The sequence below is a fragment of the Streptomyces sp. NPDC006487 genome (genome assembly GCF_042870555.1).
Classification (GTDB): domain Bacteria; phylum Actinomycetota; class Actinomycetes; order Streptomycetales; family Streptomycetaceae; genus Streptomyces.
On sequence record NZ_JBIAHN010000009.1, the window covers coordinates 298,302 to 315,977 of the forward strand.

A 17,676-nucleotide genomic window follows, 5' to 3' on the forward strand; every position below is an offset into this window, starting at 1 on the left:
GATGAATGCAGGAACGCACGGAGGCGGCGCGGGGCCGCGTGCGTGCACACTCGAAGAGAGACCGGCCGCTCAGGGAGCTCAGCCGAAGAGAGCGCTGCAAGGACTTCGATCGGGACTCATCCCGAACACCTCCTCGCGTAGCGCTTGCATGACAGAGGGCGCCCGATCCGGCCGTGAAGACCGTGAAGACCAGCGCCACGGCGACCGTAGCACGATCAGGATGGAGGTTTCTCTCATACTTATGACCGGTAGTAGCCGATTCGTACTGTGGCGGCCTCTTGACGTCGCGAGGCGCAAAGGCTCGACTTAAGGTTCACAAGTTGGAGAGACGCCGGGGTCTCGTGTCAGCCGGAGCACGCAGCCGCTGACGGCCCCGGCCGGGGGGCGACGGCTTGCCGTTGCTTATGGGCAGGAGTGGATGAGTCGTGCAGACTCCCGGATCGCAGTCTTCACTGCATCGCGCCAATCTGGAGCGCGTCGTACGGGCGGTACGGCTCGCCGGCTCGCTGACCCAGGCGGAGATCGCCCGGAGCACCGGACTGTCGGCGGCCACGGTCTCCAACATCGTCCGGGAGCTCAAGGAGGCCGGGACGGTCGAGGTCACGGACACCTCCGCCGGGGGCAGGCGGGCGCGCAGCGTCTCGCTCAGCGGTGACGCCGGCATCGTGATCGGCGTGGACTTCGGCCACACCCACCTGCGGGTGGCCGTGGGGAACCTGGCCCACCAGGTGCTGGCCGAGGAGTCCGAGCCGCTGGACGTGGACGCCTCCTGGGTCGACGGCTTCGACCGGGCGGAAGCCCTGGTGGGACGGCTCGTCGAGGGCATCGGGATCGGCCGCGACAAGGTCATCGGCGTCGGTCTCGGCGTGCCCGGCCCCATCGACCTGGAGTCCGGCACCCTCGGCTCCACCGCGATCCTGCCGGGCTGGGCCGGGATCAACCCGCGGCGCGAGCTCTCGCAGCGCCTGGGCGTACCGGTGTACGTGGACAACGACGCGAACCTCGGGGCGCTCGGTGAACTCGTTTGGGGGAGCGGCCGGGGAGTGAAGGACCTGGCCTACATCAAGGTCGCGAGCGGTGTCGGCGCGGGGCTGGTCATCAACGGCCAGATCTACCGGGGACCCGGCGGCACCGCCGGCGAGATCGGGCACATCACGCTCGACGAATCGGGCCCGGTCTGCCGCTGCGGCAACCGCGGCTGCCTGGAGACCTTCGCCGCGGCCCGGTACGTGCTGCCGCTCCTGCAGAGCAGCCACGGACCGGAGTTGACGATGGAACGGGTGGTGGAACTGGCCCGGGGCGGAGACCCCGGCTGCCGTCGGGTCATCACGGACGTGGGCCGCCACATCGGCAGCGGCGTGGCCAGTCTGTGCAATCTCCTGAACCCGAGCCGGGTGGTCCTGGGAGGCTCCCTCGCGGACGCCGGTGAACTGGTCCTGGCTCCCATCCGTGAATCAGTGGGGAGGTACGCGATCCCCAGTGCCGCCCGGCAATTGTCGGTGCTCACGGGGTCCCTGGGCGGCCGGGCCGAGGTGCTGGGCGCGCTGGCCCTCGTACTGAGTGAGATGGGCGATTCGACGCTTTTGGCGGAAAATGGAAGTGGAGTGCGAGCACCTGCCGTCTTGTCTTCAGTTAGATAACGAATGGCGTCGTTGTCATCTCGTTAAGCATTCACTCCTTGACGACAAACTCGCGGCCGGGGTTGACTCACATCCACCTCGGCCGCAGTGCTGCGGCCTCGTCAGGGAGGTTCAAGTAATGAACACGCGTATGCGCAGAGTCGCCGTCGCCGTTGCCGCCGGCACCATGGCCGTCTCGCTTGCCGCTTGCGGCAGCGCGAAGGAGTCCGGGGACAAGAAGGACAACGCCACCGGCGCGGTCAAGGGCGGCGCGATCAAGGTCGGTCTGCTCCTGCCGGAGAACCAGACCGCGCGTTACGAGAAGTTCGACAAGCCGCTCATCGAGAAGGCGGTCAAGGACCTGACCGCGGGCAAGGGCGAGGTCGTCTACGCCAACGCCAAGCAGGACGCGACCACGCAGAACTCGCAGGTCGACACGATGATCACCAACAAGGTGAACGTCCTGATCATCGACGCGGTGGACTCCAAGGCCATTGCCGGCTCGGTCAAGAAGGCCAAGGAGGCCGGCATCCCGGTCGTGGCCTACGACCGCCTCGCCGAGGGCCCGATCGACGCCTACACCTCCTTCGACAACGAAGAGGTCGGCAAGGTCCAGGGCAAGGCGCTCCTGGAGGCCCTGGGCGCCAAGGCCAAGGACGGCCAGATCGTCATGATGAACGGCTCCGTCACCGACCCGAACGCCGCGCTGTTCAAGAAGGGCGCACACTCCGTCCTCGACGGCAACGTGAACGTCGGCAAGGAGTACGACACCGTCGAGTGGAAGCCGGAGAACGCCAACACCAACATGGCGGCCGCGCTTTCGGCGCTCGGCAAGGACAAGGTCATCGGCGTCTACTCCGCCAACGACGGCATGGCCGGCGGCATCATCACCGCCCTCAAGGCGGCCGGCGTGTCCCCCCTGCCCCCGGTCACCGGCCAGGACGCCGAACTCGCCGGTGTGCAGCGGATCGTCGCGGGCGAGCAGTTCATGAGCGTCTACAAGCCGTACGCCCCCGAGGCCGAGGCCGCCGCGAAGATGGCCGTCGCCCTCGCCAAGGGCGAGTCGATCGCGACCACGGCCACCGCCAAGGTCGACAGCCCCACCACCAAGGGCGTCCCGTCCCTGCTGATCCCGGTCGTCTCGCTGACCAAGGCGAACGTGAAGGACACCGTCATCCGCGACAACGTCTACACGGTCGACGAGATCTGCACCGACAAGTACGCGGCCGCCTGCGCCACCGCCGGCCTGAAGTAAGGCCCCCGCCGCTCGGTCCGCCGAGCGGCCCCCATGCCTGTCCGGCGCTCCCGCCTCCATCCCGCCACTGGCGGGGCGCCGGACAGAAACCTTTCTCTCAAATCCCCCGTGGTCCTGCTCTTTTGCACGACATCCCCGCCGGTCAGGCGGCAAGGAGATGGTTCATGTGTCCGCTGCGCCCGTACTGGCGTTGCGCGGGGTCTCGAAGCGGTTCGGCGCCGTTCAGGCCCTCACCGACGTAGAACTCGAGATCCACTCCGGCGAGGTGGTCGCCCTCGTCGGCGACAACGGCGCCGGTAAGTCCACGCTGGTCAAGACGATCGCCGGCGTGCACCCCATCGATGACGGAGTCATCGAGTGGCAGGGTCGCCCGGTCTCGATCACCAAGCCCCACGACGCCCAGAACCTGGGCATCGCGACGGTCTACCAGGACCTCGCGCTGTGCGACAACATCGACGTCGTCGGCAACCTCTTCCTGGGACGCGAGCTCAAGCGGCGCGGCATCCTCGACGAGGTGGAGATGGAGCGCCGCGCACGCGAGCTCCTGACCACCCTGTCCATCCGGATCCCCAGTGTCCGCATCCCGATCGCCTCGCTCTCCGGCGGTCAGCGCCAGACCGTGGCGATCGCCCGCTCCATGCTGGGCGAGCCCCAGCTCGTGATCCTCGACGAACCCACCGCCGCCCTCGGCGTCGAGCAGACCGCACAGGTGCTCGACCTGGTCGAGCGGCTGCGCGAGCGCGGTCACGCCGTCATCCTCATCAGCCACAACATGGCCGATGTGAAGGCCGTGGCCGACAAGGTGGCCGTCCTGCGGCTGGGCCGCAACAACGGCGTCTTCTCCGTGAAGGACACGTCGCAGGAAGAGATCATCTCCGCCATCACCGGGGCCACGGACAACGCCGTGACCCGCCGGGCGGCCCGCACAGGGGAGGCCCGCAAGTGAGCACCCAGCACATAGACCCCGTCAACCCGGCTGCCGCCCACGACGCCATCCCGGCCGTGGACCCCCGCCTGCTCGTCCGCGAGCAGGGCTTCGCCGGGTACGTGAACGAGTTCGGCCGCAAGCTCAAGGCGGGCGACCTGGGCTCCGTGCCCGTCGTTCTCGGCCTGATCATCATCTGGAGCATCTTCCAGGGCCTGAACTCGAACTTCCTCGGCGCCGAGAACCTCACCAACATCGCGATCACGATGACGGCCACCGGCATGATGGCGGTCGGCATCATCTTCGTCCTGCTGCTCGGTGAGATCGACCTCTCGGTCGGCTCGGTCAGCGGCGTCTCCGGTGCGATCGTGGCCGTCCTCTCGGTCACCAACGGCGTCAACGAATGGCTGGCCATCCTCGCGGCGATCGCCGGAGGCGCCCTGATCGGCTCCCTCCACGGCTTCTTCTTCGCCAAGATCGGCGCTCCGGCCTTCGCCGTCACCCTTTCGGGCCTGCTCTTCTGGTCCGGCGCCATGCTGCAGATCCTCGGCAGCAACGGCACGATCAACCTCGACTCCGAGGGCGTGGTCGGGCAGCTGACCACGTACTTCTTCTCGGACGTGGCCGTCGGCTACGGGCTCGCCGCCCTCGCCGTGGTGGCGTACTTCCTCGCCACGTTCTCCGACAACCGGCGCCGCGCGGCCGCAGGGGTGCCCTCCCGCCCGCTCGGCGAGATCCTGCTGCGCACCGGGCTCCTCGCGGTGTTCACCTTCGGTCCGGCCATGGTGTTCAACCAGTACAAGGGCCTGCCGCTGGCGATCGTGCTCTTCCTGCTGGCCCTGGTCGGTACGGACTTCCTCCTGCGGCGCACCAGCTTCGGCCGCCAGGTCTTCGCCCTCGGCGGCAGCGTCGAGGCCTCCCGGCGCGCGGGCATCAACGTCAACCGGGTCCGGATCACGGTCTTCGCGATCGCCGGCACCTTCGCGGCCATCGGCGGCCTCTTCTGGGCCTCCAAGATCGCGGCGGCGAACCAGAGCGCCGGCGCCGGCGACCTGCTGATGAACGTGATCGCGGCGGCCGTCATCGGCGGCACCAGCCTCTTCGGCGGCCGCGGCCGGACCTGGAACGCCCTCCTCGGCGTCATGGTCATCACCTCCATCCAGTACGGTCTGGCCCTGGAGGGAATCGCGACGCCGATCCAGTACATGATCACCGGAGCGGTCCTCCTCGCCACCGTGGTGATCGACTCGGTCACCCGCAAGACGCAGAAGACGGCCGGGCGCGCCTGACCGGCGTGCGCGGAGCGTGAAACGGCGGTAAGAACCGTCACAGTGCCCGGTGCCACTTCATGTGGCGCCGGGCACCTGCGCGTGGGCGTGTACGTACAGATGTGCGGGTATACACCCTTTTGGGGGGTGTGGCTCCGTGCTGATGTGTACAGGTATGACAAAGGTGTGACCTGACCGGGACCGCGCTTCACTTACGCCCAACTGGCGAACATTAGACTCGGCAGACCAGCAAGCGACTGCAAGGAGGCACGGGTGCTGCTGACCCGCATCAAGGGACCGCGCGATCTGGACCGGCTCAGCCAGGAGGAGCTCGACCGGCTCGCCGCAGAGATCAGGACCTTCCTCGTCGACGCCGTCTCCAAGACCGGCGGGCACCTCGGCCCCAACCTCGGTGTCGTCGAGCTGACGATCGCTCTGCACAGGGTGTTCGACTCGCCCAAGGACAAGGTCCTCTTCGACACCGGCCACCAGGCCTACGTGCACAAGCTGCTCACCGGCCGCCAGGACTTCGGCGGCCTGCGCACGAAGGGCGGCCTGTCGGGCTACCCCTCCCGCGCCGAGTCCGACCACGACGTGATCGAGAACTCGCACGCGTCCACCGTGCTGGGCTGGGCCGACGGCTTCGCGAAGGCCAATGAGGTGCTCGGCAAGGAGGACCACCACGTCGCGGCGGTCATCGGCGACGGAGCCCTCACCGGCGGCATGGCCTGGGAGGCGCTGAACAACATCGCCGCCGCCAAGGACCGCCCCCTGGTGATCGTCGTCAACGACAACGAGCGCTCGTACGGCCCCACCATCGGCGGCCTCGCGAACCACCTGGCCACCCTGCGCACCACGGACGGCTACGAGCGCTTCCTGGCCCGCGGCAAGGACCTCCTGGAGCGCACCCCGGTCGTCGGGAAGCCCCTCTACGAGACCCTGCACGGCGCCAAGAAGGGCCTCAAGGACTTCATCGCCCCGCAGGGCATGTTCGAGGACCTGGGCCTGAAGTACATCGGGCCCATCGACGGCCACGACATCGAGGCCCTGGAATCGGCCCTGCAGCGCGCCAAGCGCTTCAGCGGACCGGTCATCGTGCACTGCCTCACCCAGAAGGGCCGGGGCTACGAGCCGGCCGTCCAGGACGAGGCGGACCGCTTCCACGCGGTCGGCGTGATTCACCCGGACACCGGCCTGCCGGTCTCCACCGACGCCGCCAGCTGGACCTCCGTCTTTGCCGACGAGATGGTCAAGCTGGGCCGGGAGCGCAAGGACATCGTCGCCATCACCGCGGCCATGCTCCAGCCCGTGGGCCTGAAGAAGTTCGCCGACGCCTACCCGGACCGGATCTTCGACGTCGGCATCGCCGAACAGCACGGCGCCACCTCGGCGGCGGGCCTGGCCTCCGGCGGCGCCCACCCGGTCTTCGCGGTGTACGCGACCTTCCTCAACCGCGCCTTCGACCAGGTCCTGATGGACGTGGCCCTGCACAAGTGCGGGGTCACCTTCGTCCTGGACCGTGCCGGTGTCACCGGCACCGACGGCGCCTCCCACAACGGCATGTGGGACATGTCCATCCTCCAGGTGGTCCCGGGCCTGCGCCTGGCGGCCCCGCGCGACGCCGAGCAGCTGCGCGCGCAGCTGAACGAGGCCGTCCTGGTGAAGGACGCGCCGACCGTCGTGCGCTTCTCCAAGGGCGTCGTGGGCCCGGCCGTGCCGGCCGTCGGCAGGATCGGCGGCATGGACGTGCTGCGCCGTCCGGCCGACGAGGTCACCCGGCCGGACGTACTGCTCGTCTCGGTCGGCGCGCTCGCCCCGATGTGCCTGGAGATCGCCGACCTCCTCGACAAGCAGGGGATCTCCACGACCGTGGTCGACCCCCGCTGGGTCAAGCCGGTGGACGAGGCCCTGGCCCCGCTCGCCGACCGCCACCGGGTGGTCGTCACCGTCGAGGACAACAGCCGTACCGGCGGTGTGGGCTCCGCCGTCGCGCAGGCGCTGAGGGACGCGGGGGTCGACGTACCGCTGCGTGACTTCGGCATTCCGCAGCGGTTCCTGGACCACGCCACGCGCAAGGAGGTCATGGCCGAGATCGGTCTGACCGCCCCGGACATCGCGCGGCAGGTCACGGGCCTGGTGGCCAAGCTGGACGGGCGCTACGACAGCGAGCCGGCCGCCGCCGTCGACTGAGCACGGCCCCCGCGCCGTCCGACCAGCGAGCGGCCTGCGACTGATCATCTGCGGTTGCACGCCACGGGCCGGGAGGTTCACCCTTGGAGGGTGGGCCTTCCGGCCCGTTTCGTTTCGATGCGGTCTGCCCTGCGGAGGTGCGTCGGTGAGTAGGAACCTGAACGGTCCCTTCCGTACCAAATCAGTCGAACAGTCGATCCTCGACACGGAAGAGCCGGAACACGCGCTCAAGAAGTCGCTCTCCTCCTGGGACCTGACCGTCTTCGGCGTCGGCGTGATCATCGGCACCGGCATCTTCGTCCTCACGGGCAAGGTCGCCAAGGAGACCGCCGGACCCTCCACGGCCCTCGCGTTCGTCGCCGCCGGCGTCGTGTGTGCGCTCGCCGCCCTGTGCTACGCCGAGTTCGCCTCGACCGTCCCGGTGGCCGGATCCGCGTACACCTTCTCGTACGCCTCGATCGGCGAGCTGCCCGCCTGGATCATCGGCTGGGACCTCGTGCTGGAGTTCGCCCTCGGCACCGCGGTCGTGGCCGTCGGCTGGTCCGGGTACGTCCGCTCGCTCATGGACAACGCCGGAGTCCACCTGCCCGCCTCGCTCCAGGGACCCGACGTTCCGGGCGGCCACTTCGACCTGCTCGCCTTCATCCTGGTCCTGGTCCTCACCGTGATCCTGGTCATCGGGGTGAAGCTGTCCGCGCGGATCACCGCGGTGGTCGTCGCGATCAAGGTCACGGTGGTGCTCATCGTGATCATCGCCGGCGCGTTCTTCATCACGAAGTCCAACTACACGCCCTTCATCCCGCCGGCCGAACCCCAGACGGGCGGCTCCGGACTGGACGCCCCGCTCGTCCAGCTCCTCTTCGGCTACGAGCCCACCAACTTCGGCGTCATGGGCATCTTCACCGCCGCCTCCGTGGTCTTCTTCGCCTTCATCGGCTTCGACGTGGTGGCCACCGCGGCCGAGGAGACCAAGCTCCCGCAGCGGGACATGCCGCGCGGCATCCTCGGCTCGCTGATCATCTGCACCGTGCTCTACGTGGCGGTCTCGATCGTGGTGACCGGCATGCAGAACTACAAGGAGCTCTCCGTCAGCGCCCCGCTGGCCGACGCCTTCAAATCCGCCGGCCATCCGGTCTACGGAGGCATCATCAGCTTCGGCGCCGCCGTGGGCCTGACCACGGTCTGCATGATCCTGCTGCTCGGCCAGACCCGGGTGTTCTTCGCGATGAGCCGCGACGGACTGCTGCCGCGGTTCTTCTCGCGGACCCACCCGAAGTTCCGTACGCCCTACCGGCCGACGATCCTGCTCGGCGGGATCATCGCGATCGTCGCCGGATTCACCAGCATCAACGAGCTGGCGACCCTGGTGAACATCGGCACGCTCTTCGCCTTCGTCGTCGTCGCGCTCGGCGTGATGGTCCTGCGCCGCACCCGGCCCGACCTGCACCGGTCCTTCCGCACCCCGTGGGTGCCGTTCGTGCCCATCGTGTCGATCGCCGCGTCGGTCTGGCTGATGCTGAACCTGCCGGCCGAGACCTGGCTGCGCTTCGGGATCTGGATGGTCATCGGCTTCGTCGTCTACTTCCTCTACGGGAAGCAGCACAGCCGGCTGGGCCGGGGCGAGGGCATGACCCCGAACCCGGCGCGCGAGGGCCGTTGAACGCGTCGGCTCACGACGCCGACGAGCCCCGGCGCCCTTGGGGGCCGGGGCTCGTCGGCGTCGTGAGCCGCAAGCGGGGTGTGTCAGCCGCCGGTGGCGGGGGACTTCTTGGCCGCGGCCGGGATCGGCCGGTCGTTGCGCAGGGCCTCCCACAGCTGGCCGGACTGCGGCTCCACGGCGACGACGCGGTTCTTGTCGATCTTGTCGTAGGCGACCGGGAGCATGATGGTCTCCATGGTCTCCGGGTCCACGCCCTTCATGCTCTGGGCGAAGTCCGACAGGCCCTTGAGGGAGTCGAGTTCGGCGTCGGTGGTCAGCGCCTTGGTACCGGCGTCGGCAAGCTTGTAGAGGCGGGCCGGGCTGCTGAGGACGTCCTGCTTCTTGATCTCGGACAGCATCGCGATCATGAACTTCTGCTGCAGGTCGATGCGTCCGAGGTCGCTGCCGTCCCCGTAACCGTGGCGGGTGCGAACGAACTTGAGCGAGTCGGTGCCGTTCAGCCGGTGCGTGCCCGCGTCGAGGTTCAGACCGCCCTTGATGGGCTTGTCGAGGGTGACGTCAACGCCGCCGAGCGCGTCCACGAGCTCCTTGAACCCGGCGAACTCCACCTTCACGAGATGGTCGACGCGGACGCCGGACATCTGCTCGACGGTCTTGACGACACAGGCCGGGCCACCGGTTCCGATGACGCTGTTGATCATGATGCGATTCGCCCCGGCAATCGTCTTGCCGTTCTTGTCCTTGCAATCGGGCCGGGTCACGAGGGTGTCGCGGGGGATGCTGATCGCGGTGGCCTTCTTACGGCCCTCGGGTATGTGCACCAGCATGTTGGTGTCCGAGCGGGAACCGCTGACGTCGCCGTGATCGAGCTCACCGTTGGCACCGGCGCGCGAGTCCGAGCCGAGCACCAGGATGTTCTGCCCGCTGTCCGGGACCTTCGCCGGCCGGTTGTCGACACCGATCGCCTGGTCGAGGTCGACGCTGTCGATGTTCCCGTTGAGGTGGTTGTACGCCCACCAGCCCGTGCCGGCGGCGCCGATCAGGAGCAGGACCACCACCACCAGGACGATCTTCATCGCGCGGCGCCCGCGTGACCTGGGCGGACGCACTCCTCGCCGCCCGGTGTTCCGGTGACTGGGCGTGGCGGTCTGTTGGGTCATACTGCTCGAATCCTCGGGGCCTCGGTCGGCTGACGGACGGCGCGGTGGGCCGGATGCCGCTGCACTATAGGCAGATTTTCAACTCGAACGGGAGAGCGCCTATCGTCTTGGGGTTGGTATGGAGTGGATAAGCGCAGCCGTGCGAGGAATGGGGGGCAGAGCCAATGGTCCGAGCGACCGGACGCCGAGCGAGACGCGGCGCCACGCCCCGTGAGCAGTCGCCGGCGGCCCCTCGTACGGGGGCGGGCCGGGCCGCTCCGGTGGCCATCGTCGTCGCCACACCCGGTGAAGCCATCCCCCTGATCGCCTCGGAGCCCGACGGCTCGGCGATCGAGATCGTCTGCCTCGACGGCGGCGGCGATGCCGAGTACCGCGCCCTGGAAGCGGCCGTGGCCGAGGCCCGCCGGCGCGGCTGCCGGTTCTCCGGAGACCCCTTCGTCCTCGACGCCGGGGCGGGGAGCATCACGGGGCAGATCCTCGACGTGCTCCACGAGACCGGGCCCGTCCGGGTGCGCACCCTCGATCCGGATCCCACGCACGTCGGCTTCGACAAGGAGCGCAGGCTTCCCGTCGTCACCGAGCCGGCGGCGCGCGGTCAGGTCACGCGCAGCGCCCTGAGGGCGGCCCGCCGGTACCAGCGGGACGTCGGCGTACCCGTCTTCGTGGACTGCCGCGCGGCCGGCACGGACCCCGGGCTGCCTCCCGAGTCCGGCACCCGGTATCCGCTGCCGACCCGGTGGCTGGTCAGCGGCAAGGACGGCCGGCTGTCCGCGTACCTGCCCACGGCCGCCGGTGTCGTCCGGTGGACCGAGGGCCGCAGCGAGGCCGAGGGGTGGAGCGGGCCCGAGCTGCTGGAAGGCCCGGACCTCATGCCGGGCCTGACCGTGGTGCAGGGGCCCGAGGGCTACGCGTACCTGATCGGCCTGAGCCGGACCCAGCGCAAGGAGGGCGGCGCCGACATCGAGGTGGTGTGCGCCGCCCAGTACCAGACGGGCCGGCCCCTCGGGCCGTGGGTCCCGCTCGGCAACCCCCACACGAACTGGCAGGTGGCCCGCTCCATCGGGTTCCCGGTGGCCGCCTTCGCCGCCGATGGCTTCATGCACGTGTTCGTCCGCAACTTCGGACGCGGCGTCAGCGTGCGCAAGCAGTCCCCGAAGGGGGTCCTGAGCGGCTGGGAGGCACTGCGCGGACGGAAGGTCGCCGACGAGATGGCCGCCTTCGCGTCGCCCGACGGCAGCGTGCACCTGGTGGCCCGGACCCGGGACGACGGTGCCGCCGTGCACTGGTACCACCGGGGCGGGGCGTCGGAGTGGCAGGAGGACCGCCGGATCCCGGTGAGCCTGCGCGCCGGAAGCCTTTCGGTCGCCCCGGAAGCCGGAATGGTGCGCTTCCGCTACGGGGCTACGAACGAGGTCTGCGTCTGGTGGCCCGGCGCCCACGCGCCGATAGGCCTCGGCGGACCCGACGGGGACGGACCGGTCACCGGAGTCTCGGGCGCCGACATCCAGGGCTGGGGCTGCACGGTGCTCGTGCGCTCCGGCCACGGGGGAGTGCCGGCGATCGGCGCGCACCCGGACGGGCGGCCGGACACGGGCGTGTGGTGGTCGCCCTCGGGGGAGCGCTCGATCGTCCCGCCCGCCGCGGCCTTCGACAGCCAGGGCCGTGTGGTGATCGTCACGGTGGGAATGGACGGACGGCTGCGCGTCGCCCGGCAGCAACTGGGATCCGATGGCCTGGAGTTCACTCCGTGGCGCGTCCCATAGCGGTCGTTTCGTCAGACCGTGTACCACTTTGGTGAGGACGGCTGTCAACTTCTGGCCTGGAACGTGTCTGTCACGTCTTGCTAAAGTCTAAAGAACGCCCTTTACCTGAACCATAAGTGAATGGTTGGGGTCACTGACCGCCACATGCCGTCACACGTGATCACAGGATGAAGGTTCTGCCTGTACATCCCGTGCCGGTGTCGATGACTGAGGGGTTATGTCGAAGCTGTCACTGAAGGCCGTCCAGAAGCTCACCTGCAAAAAGCGGGACGCCTGGTGGACGGTCCTTCTGGTCGACCCGATAGCGACCCGCCTGGTCTGCGTGCTGGCGCGATGGAACTTCGTCACGCCGAACCGGGTGACGTGGGCCGCGCTCTTCGTGGGCCTGGGCTCGGCGTACTTCTTCTTCCAGGGCGACTGGGTCTCGCTGTGCATCGGCGCCGCCCTGTACCACCTCAGCTTCATCCTCGACTGCATCGACGGCAAGCTCGCGCGCCTCAAGGGCAACGGGACCATCTTCGGCGGCTGGCTCGACTACGTCTTCGACCGCATCCGCGTCCTGGTCTGCGCGCTGACCCTGATGGGCGGGCAGTTCGTCCAGCACGACGAAGAGGTGTACCTGCTCGCGGCGCTCGTCGTGATCTTCCTCGACATGCTCCGCTACGTCGACGCCCTGCAGATCTACAAGATGCGCATGTCCATGCGCGCCAAGATCGCCGCCGTCACCCTCGCCCGCCAGGCGGAGCAGGGAGTCGAGGAGGAGGAGCGCAAGGTCGTCTTCATCGAGGACCTGCTGCGCGAGAACCCCCTGGGCCAGGCGGACGAGCTCAAGCGCCAGAGCACGGACGCCGAACAGGCCGAGGTCATCGACCTGCACGAGCAGTTCCGCGAGAAGTTCCCCTGGTACGCGCGGGTGCGCCACGCGCTGGTGCAGAGCCGTATCCGGCCGCACCTCATCAGCGGCATCGAGTTCCAGATGTTCATCTTCATCGTCGGCCCCGTCATCGGCCACATCCTGTGGACCACGGCGGTGTCGGCCGTGCTGATGGGCGGCTTCGAACTCGTCATCATGTTCAAGTTCTGGCTCTCCACCCGGGACTTCACGCGCACGATGGAACGCCTCGACCCCGGCAACATCCCGACGCGCGCCGGCTCCATCGCCGAGCACCTGCACGCCGGACGCCACCGCCGGCGCGGCGAGGACGGCCTGAGCGAGGTGGAGGAGGCCGCCCAGCGCTTCCCCGCCCCCGAGCCGTACGAGGACCCGGGCTTCGTGCCGTACCCCCGTCCCTACCCGGACGAGTACACGGGCGCCGTGACGGACACCATGCAGCTCTCCAAGATTCCGGCCCAGGCCCTGCGGCCCGGCTACGTCGAACCGGAGCACTACTCTCGATGAGCCTCCCGGTCGACATATCGCACTACGGCGTCACCATCGTCATACCGGCCTTCAACGCGAGCGCCACGCTCGCGCGGGCCCTCCAGTCGGCCCTGGCGCAGACGCACCGCAGCGTCGAGGTGCTCGTCGTCGACGACCGCTCCACCGACGGCACCCTCGCCCTCGCCCACCAGTTCGCCGCCCAGGACGGACGCGTCCGGGTCATCGAGCGGCCGCAGAACAGCGGCGGTTGCGGCGCGCCCCGCAACAACGGCATCGAGGCGGCCTCCGGCCAGTTCGTGATGTTCCTCGACGCGGACGACGAGCTGCCGCTCAAGGCGGCCGAGACGCTCCTGTCCTCGGCGCTCGTCACGGGCTCGGAGATCACCGCCGGCCGTGTCGTGCGCATCAACCACGCCACGGACGAGCTCACCGTCTGGCAGCCCCAGCTGTACCCGGCCGACCAGACGGTCGCGGGCCTGGGCGGCATGCCGGAACTCATCGACGACCCGATCGCCGCCGGAAAGCTGTACCGCCGGGACTTCCTCGACAACCACGGGATCCGTTTCCCCGAGGGCGTCTTCTTCGAGGACACCTATTTCTCCACGGTCGCGAACTTCTACGCGCGCTCCTTCACCATCCTCGCCACCCCCGTCTACCGGTGGATGTGGGAGAGGGAGTCCGACCAGCCGTCGATCACCAACCGCCGCCACGAGCTGCGCAGCATCAGCGACCGCGTCCTGGTGCACCAGTACACCGACAGCTTCCTGCGCAGCGTCGGCCGGCCGGACCTGCTGGCCCGCAAGGGTGCCAAGTTCCTCTCGCATGACCTGCGGCTCTACACGCCCGAGCTGCGCACCGGCGACCACGCCTTCCACAGCGGGTTCCTCGCGGCCGTCGCCCCGTACCTGCACAGCCTCGACCCCGGCACCTTCGAACTGTGCGGCCCCATGGAGCGGGTGCGCGCCTTCGGCCTGATGCACGGACGCGTCGACATCGCCGTGTCGGCCTCCGACTACATGAAGCGCCGCAGCGTCATCAGCTCCGACATCGTGGAGCGCGACGACAGGGTGTTCTGGTCCGGGTCACTGCTCGGCCACCCCGATGCCGAGAAGTTCCTCGAGGTCACCGAGCTGGAGCTGACCGGCCACACGCTCGCCGACTCGCGCATGTACAACAAGGCCTCGTCGATCGAGATGGTCGACGGCGAGCTGCACATCTCCGGCGCGATCCGCAATCAGTTCGGCCGGTTCGGCGCCGACGACAAGGTCGAGCTCATCGCCGTGCTGCGCCGCCGCAGCACCAAGGCCGACCACCACTTCCCCGTCTCCGGTGTGGAGATCGACAAGGACTGGATCCGGTACCACACCACCATCGACCTCAAGGCCACCCTGGACCAGACCGACCGGGTGGGCAACTGGAACTTCTTCGTCCAGATCCGGCACGCCGGCGAGCGCGCCTCGACCGCGCTGAACATCAGCGGTGTCGACGTCGCCGGCCTGCGGCACTCGTGCGACGCGGGCGTCTTCGAGGTCTACGAGACCGTCAGCGGCAACCTGGGCCTGCGCCCGGAGACCGGGGAACAGCGGGCCAAGACCTCGGACCGGGGCACCCCGTGGCTGTGGTGGCAGGACGCCGACCCGACCGGGCCCGTCGAACAGCCCGAGAGCTACGGCGCCACGCTCGTCGTCCACTGCCACAACGACGAGTACCACCTGCGCGAGTTCCTCGCCTCGCTCGTGGCCCAGCGCAGCTTCGCCCGCACCCAGGTGGTGTTCGTCGACGACGGGTCGAACGACAGCACCGCACGGCAGCTCGCGGCCTTCGCCGCCTACTACCCCAACGCGGGCGTCGTCACCCAGCACAGCCTCGGCGCCGCCGCGGCCTTCGACCACGGGCTGCAGTACGCCGTCGCCCCTTACGTGATGTTCGCGCGCGCCCGGGACATCCTCGGCCAGGACGCCATCGGCAGGCTGCTCGGGGCCGCCCGCCGGGTCAGGGGCGCCGATGTCGTCGTCGGCCAGGCCGACAACTTCCCCGGCCCCTGGCGCAGCGAGGACGAGCCGTGGCAGCGGTACTTCACGGCCAAGGACACCGTCCGCCGGCTGGCCGACGCGCCGTACCTCGTCTTCTCCACGCTGCTCGGCGGGAAGCTGTTCAAGACCTCCTACATCCGGGAGCACGGCTTCCGCGGCGGTCCCGGCCCGGGTCTGGAGGACGACTGGTTCACCGTCCCGGCCGTCCTGTACGCGCGGGTCGTGGCGATCGCGCAGGACGCCCGCTTCTTCGAGCGTGACGAGCAGAACCAGAACTCGCTGTTCGACTCGCCCTGGAACGACCCCGTCAAGACGGTGGACCGGGTCCGGCTCGCCGCGCACGTACTGGCCTCGGTCCAGGGAGCCCCGCCGCGGACCGTCGTCCTGGCCCAGCGCTTCGTCGTCCGTACGCTCCAGCCCTACGTGCGCAACATGCACCGCATCATGAGCCGGCCCGAGCTCGCCTCGGTCCTGCCCCTGCTGGGTTCGGTCTACAGCCAGATCCCCGACGACGTGATCCTCCAGTACGCCGTCCACCCGCAGTCCAAGGTCCAGCACCACGCCATCGTCACCGGCAACCTCGACCTCTTCGTGGACCCGCTGGGAGCGCCGGAGTACCTGCCCACGCTCTTCCTCGACGAAGAGGGCGTCTACCGCAGGCTGGTGTCCGACCCGGTGCGCACCACGCTGCTGCGCGTTCCGCGGGCCAGCGCCGTCCTGGAGACCTTCGACTGGACCGACGGCGAGATCCACTTCGAGGGGCTCCTCGTCCTGTCCGGCGTCGACATCAACGCCCGGTACACCAACCGGCTCCAGCTCGTGCTCTCCGACGGGCGGCGCGAGGTGACGCTCCCCGTGGAGCAGCACTACCGCCGCGACCGCTGGCGCACCCGCAAGAACCAGGACTGGTTCTCCGGCTGGCGCGCCACGGCCCGCCCCGGCACCCTCGACTCGCTGGCCAACACCGAGCTGAACATGGTGATCCGGGTCATCGACGAGGACCGTCACCACGACGTCCCGCTGGCGGCCCGCCAGATGCTGCACCGCTTCAAGGGCGTGCACACCGAGGGCCGGCAGCGCTTCGTCGTGTCCATCGACGACGACGAGCAGGTCACCGTCCGCTGGGTACGCGGCTTCGGGGCCCGGTGCAAGGACAAGCTGCGCCGGTTCAAGTGGGAGCTGCGCAACTCGCTGCCGGGCCGCCCCGGCTGGCGCACCCGCCTCATGTACTGGTTCACGTACCCCTATCTCCACAACCGGGGCATCTGGATCATCGGCGAGCGCGAGGACACCGCCCAGGACAACAGCTACCACCTGTTCAAGTGGATCCGGCAGAACCGGCCCAAGACCAAGGTCTACTACTCGATCAACGGCGATTCCCCCGACTGGGACAAGGTGGCCCGGTACGGGCAGGTCATCGACCGGCTGTCATGGAAGCACCGCGCCTACCTGCTCCACGCGGAACGGCTGATCAACGCCTACGACCTGGAGGCCTACCTGGGCTTCCCGGGCCTCCTCAAGCGGGCGTTCCTGCGCGGCTACGGAGACCTGCTGCGCTACAAGCGGGTCTTCCTCCAGCACGGAGTCGTCTACAACGACGTCGTCGCCTCCATCCACGGCCAGGCCACCAACGTCGACATGGTGCTCACCACGGGGCGCAGCGAGCGGTCGTACTACGCCGAGCACTGCGGCTACGGCTACGCGCGCGTCGCGGCGACTGGTCTGCCCCGCTTCGACGCCCTGGAGCCGGTCAACGGGCCGCGGCGGATCCTGGTCATGCCGACCTGGCGCCGCGACATCGTGGCGCCCTCGTACAACAGGGCGGCCAAGCCCGAGATCCCCTTCGCCGCGTCCGAGTACTACCGGTTCTTCTCCGCACTGCTGCGCAACGAACGGCTGCTGAGCGCGATCCAGTACTACGGCGTGGAGCTGGAGTTCATGCCGCACTACGAGATCCGCCCGTACCTGAACCACTTCAAGATCGACCACCCGTCGGTCACGGTGTCGACGACGGGCCGCGACGTGCAGCTCGCGATGCGCGAGTGCTCGATGCTGGTCACGGACTATTCCTCGGTGTTCTTCGACGTGGCGTACATGGGCAAGCCCATCGTCTACACGAACTTCGACGACGAGTCCTTCTACAGCAAGCACTACAAGCGGGGCTACTTCGACCTCGCGCGGGACGGCTTCGGCCCGGCCTGCCGCACGGTCGACCACGCCGTGCACGAGATCATCGCCATCATCGAGCGGCAGTTCGAGGTGGAACCGCAGTACAGGGAGCGCGCCGAGGCGTTCTTCGTTCTGCGCGACACGTCCAACTGCGAACGGGCCTTCGAGGTCATCGACACCATGGACGCCAACATCGTCGGCGATCAGCGGGCGCAGCTGCACCTCGGGGCACGGGGCTTCGGGGAGTTCTGAG

10 protein-coding genes are annotated in these 17,676 nt (G+C 68.8%); 9 read left to right on the plus strand and 1 reads right to left on the minus strand.

The annotated features are described in order from the left end of the window. Window positions 1-425: 425 nt before the first annotated feature. From ACFYM0_RS17940 to ACFYM0_RS17965, 6 genes are all read left to right on the plus strand, one after another. Complete coding sequence (locus ACFYM0_RS17940; RefSeq protein WP_327255626.1) at window positions 426-1,640, plus strand: ROK family transcriptional regulator; 1,215 nt, start codon at window positions 426-428, stop codon at window positions 1,638-1,640. Window positions 1,641-1,770: 130 nt separating this feature from the next. Next, a complete protein-coding gene (locus tag ACFYM0_RS17945; protein ID WP_388502206.1) occupies window positions 1,771-2,874 on the plus strand; it encodes a substrate-binding domain-containing protein in 1,104 nt (367 codons plus the stop codon). A gap of 157 nt (window positions 2,875-3,031) precedes the next feature. Then, entirely contained in the window at window positions 3,032-3,820 is a 789-nt protein-coding gene (locus ACFYM0_RS17950; RefSeq protein WP_267752825.1) for an ATP-binding cassette domain-containing protein, read from the plus strand. Continuing rightward, window positions 3,817-5,088: a sugar ABC transporter permease gene (locus tag ACFYM0_RS17955; RefSeq protein WP_388502209.1), complete on the plus strand. Its 1,272-nt coding sequence runs from the start codon at window positions 3,817-3,819 to the stop codon at window positions 5,086-5,088. Before ACFYM0_RS17950 ends, ACFYM0_RS17955 begins: the two co-directional genes overlap by 4 nt. 252 nt (window positions 5,089-5,340) lie before the next feature. Then, window positions 5,341-7,257, plus strand: coding sequence for a 1-deoxy-D-xylulose-5-phosphate synthase (dxs, locus tag ACFYM0_RS17960; protein WP_388502212.1), 1,917 nt, complete (start codon window positions 5,341-5,343; stop codon window positions 7,255-7,257). Window positions 7,258-7,402: 145 nt separating this feature from the next. Beyond that, window positions 7,403-8,917, plus strand: a complete 1,515-nt coding sequence (locus tag ACFYM0_RS17965; protein WP_388502215.1) for an amino acid permease — start codon at window positions 7,403-7,405, stop codon at window positions 8,915-8,917. 83 nt (window positions 8,918-9,000) lie between these two features. On the opposite strand, the gene ACFYM0_RS17970 is transcribed toward ACFYM0_RS17965, so the two are convergent. After that, window positions 9,001-10,077, minus strand: a complete 1,077-nt coding sequence (locus ACFYM0_RS17970; protein ID WP_388502217.1) for an LCP family protein — start codon at window positions 10,075-10,077, stop codon at window positions 9,001-9,003. Between the two features lie 260 nt (window positions 10,078-10,337). Between ACFYM0_RS17970 and ACFYM0_RS17975 the strand changes: the two genes are divergently transcribed. The 3 genes from ACFYM0_RS17975 (at window position 10,338) to ACFYM0_RS17985 (ending at window position 17,675) form a co-directional block, all read left to right on the plus strand. Next, window positions 10,338-11,840: a hypothetical protein gene (locus ACFYM0_RS17975; RefSeq protein WP_388502219.1), complete on the plus strand. Its 1,503-nt coding sequence runs from the start codon at window positions 10,338-10,340 to the stop codon at window positions 11,838-11,840. Window positions 11,841-12,057: 217 nt separating this feature from the next. Further along, entirely contained in the window at window positions 12,058-13,239 is a 1,182-nt protein-coding gene (locus ACFYM0_RS17980; protein WP_388502221.1) for a CDP-alcohol phosphatidyltransferase family protein, read from the plus strand. After that, a complete protein-coding gene (locus tag ACFYM0_RS17985; RefSeq protein WP_388502223.1) occupies window positions 13,236-17,675 on the plus strand; it encodes a glycosyltransferase in 4,440 nt (1,479 codons plus the stop codon). The genes ACFYM0_RS17980 and ACFYM0_RS17985 overlap by 4 nt, the downstream gene beginning before the upstream one ends. Window position 17,676 lies beyond the last annotated feature (1 nt).

What these genes read in the sequence shown, in the direction of transcription:
- ACFYM0_RS17945 (WP_388502206.1), top strand. Translation starts at nt 1,771, where the DNA reads ATGCGCAGAGTCGCCGTCGCCGTTGCCGCCGGCACCATGGCCGTCTCG.
- ACFYM0_RS17950 (WP_267752825.1), top strand. Translation starts at nt 3,032, where the DNA reads ATGGTTCATGTGTCCGCTGCGCCCGTACTGGCGTTGCGCGGGGTCTCG.
- ACFYM0_RS17970 (WP_388502217.1), bottom strand. Translation starts at nt 10,077, where the DNA reads ATGACCCAACAGACCGCCACGCCCAGTCACCGGAACACCGGGCGGCGA.
- ACFYM0_RS17980 (WP_388502221.1), top strand. Translation starts at nt 12,058, where the DNA reads ATGTCGAAGCTGTCACTGAAGGCCGTCCAGAAGCTCACCTGCAAAAAG.
- ACFYM0_RS17985 (WP_388502223.1), top strand. Translation starts at nt 13,236, where the DNA reads ATGAGCCTCCCGGTCGACATATCGCACTACGGCGTCACCATCGTCATA.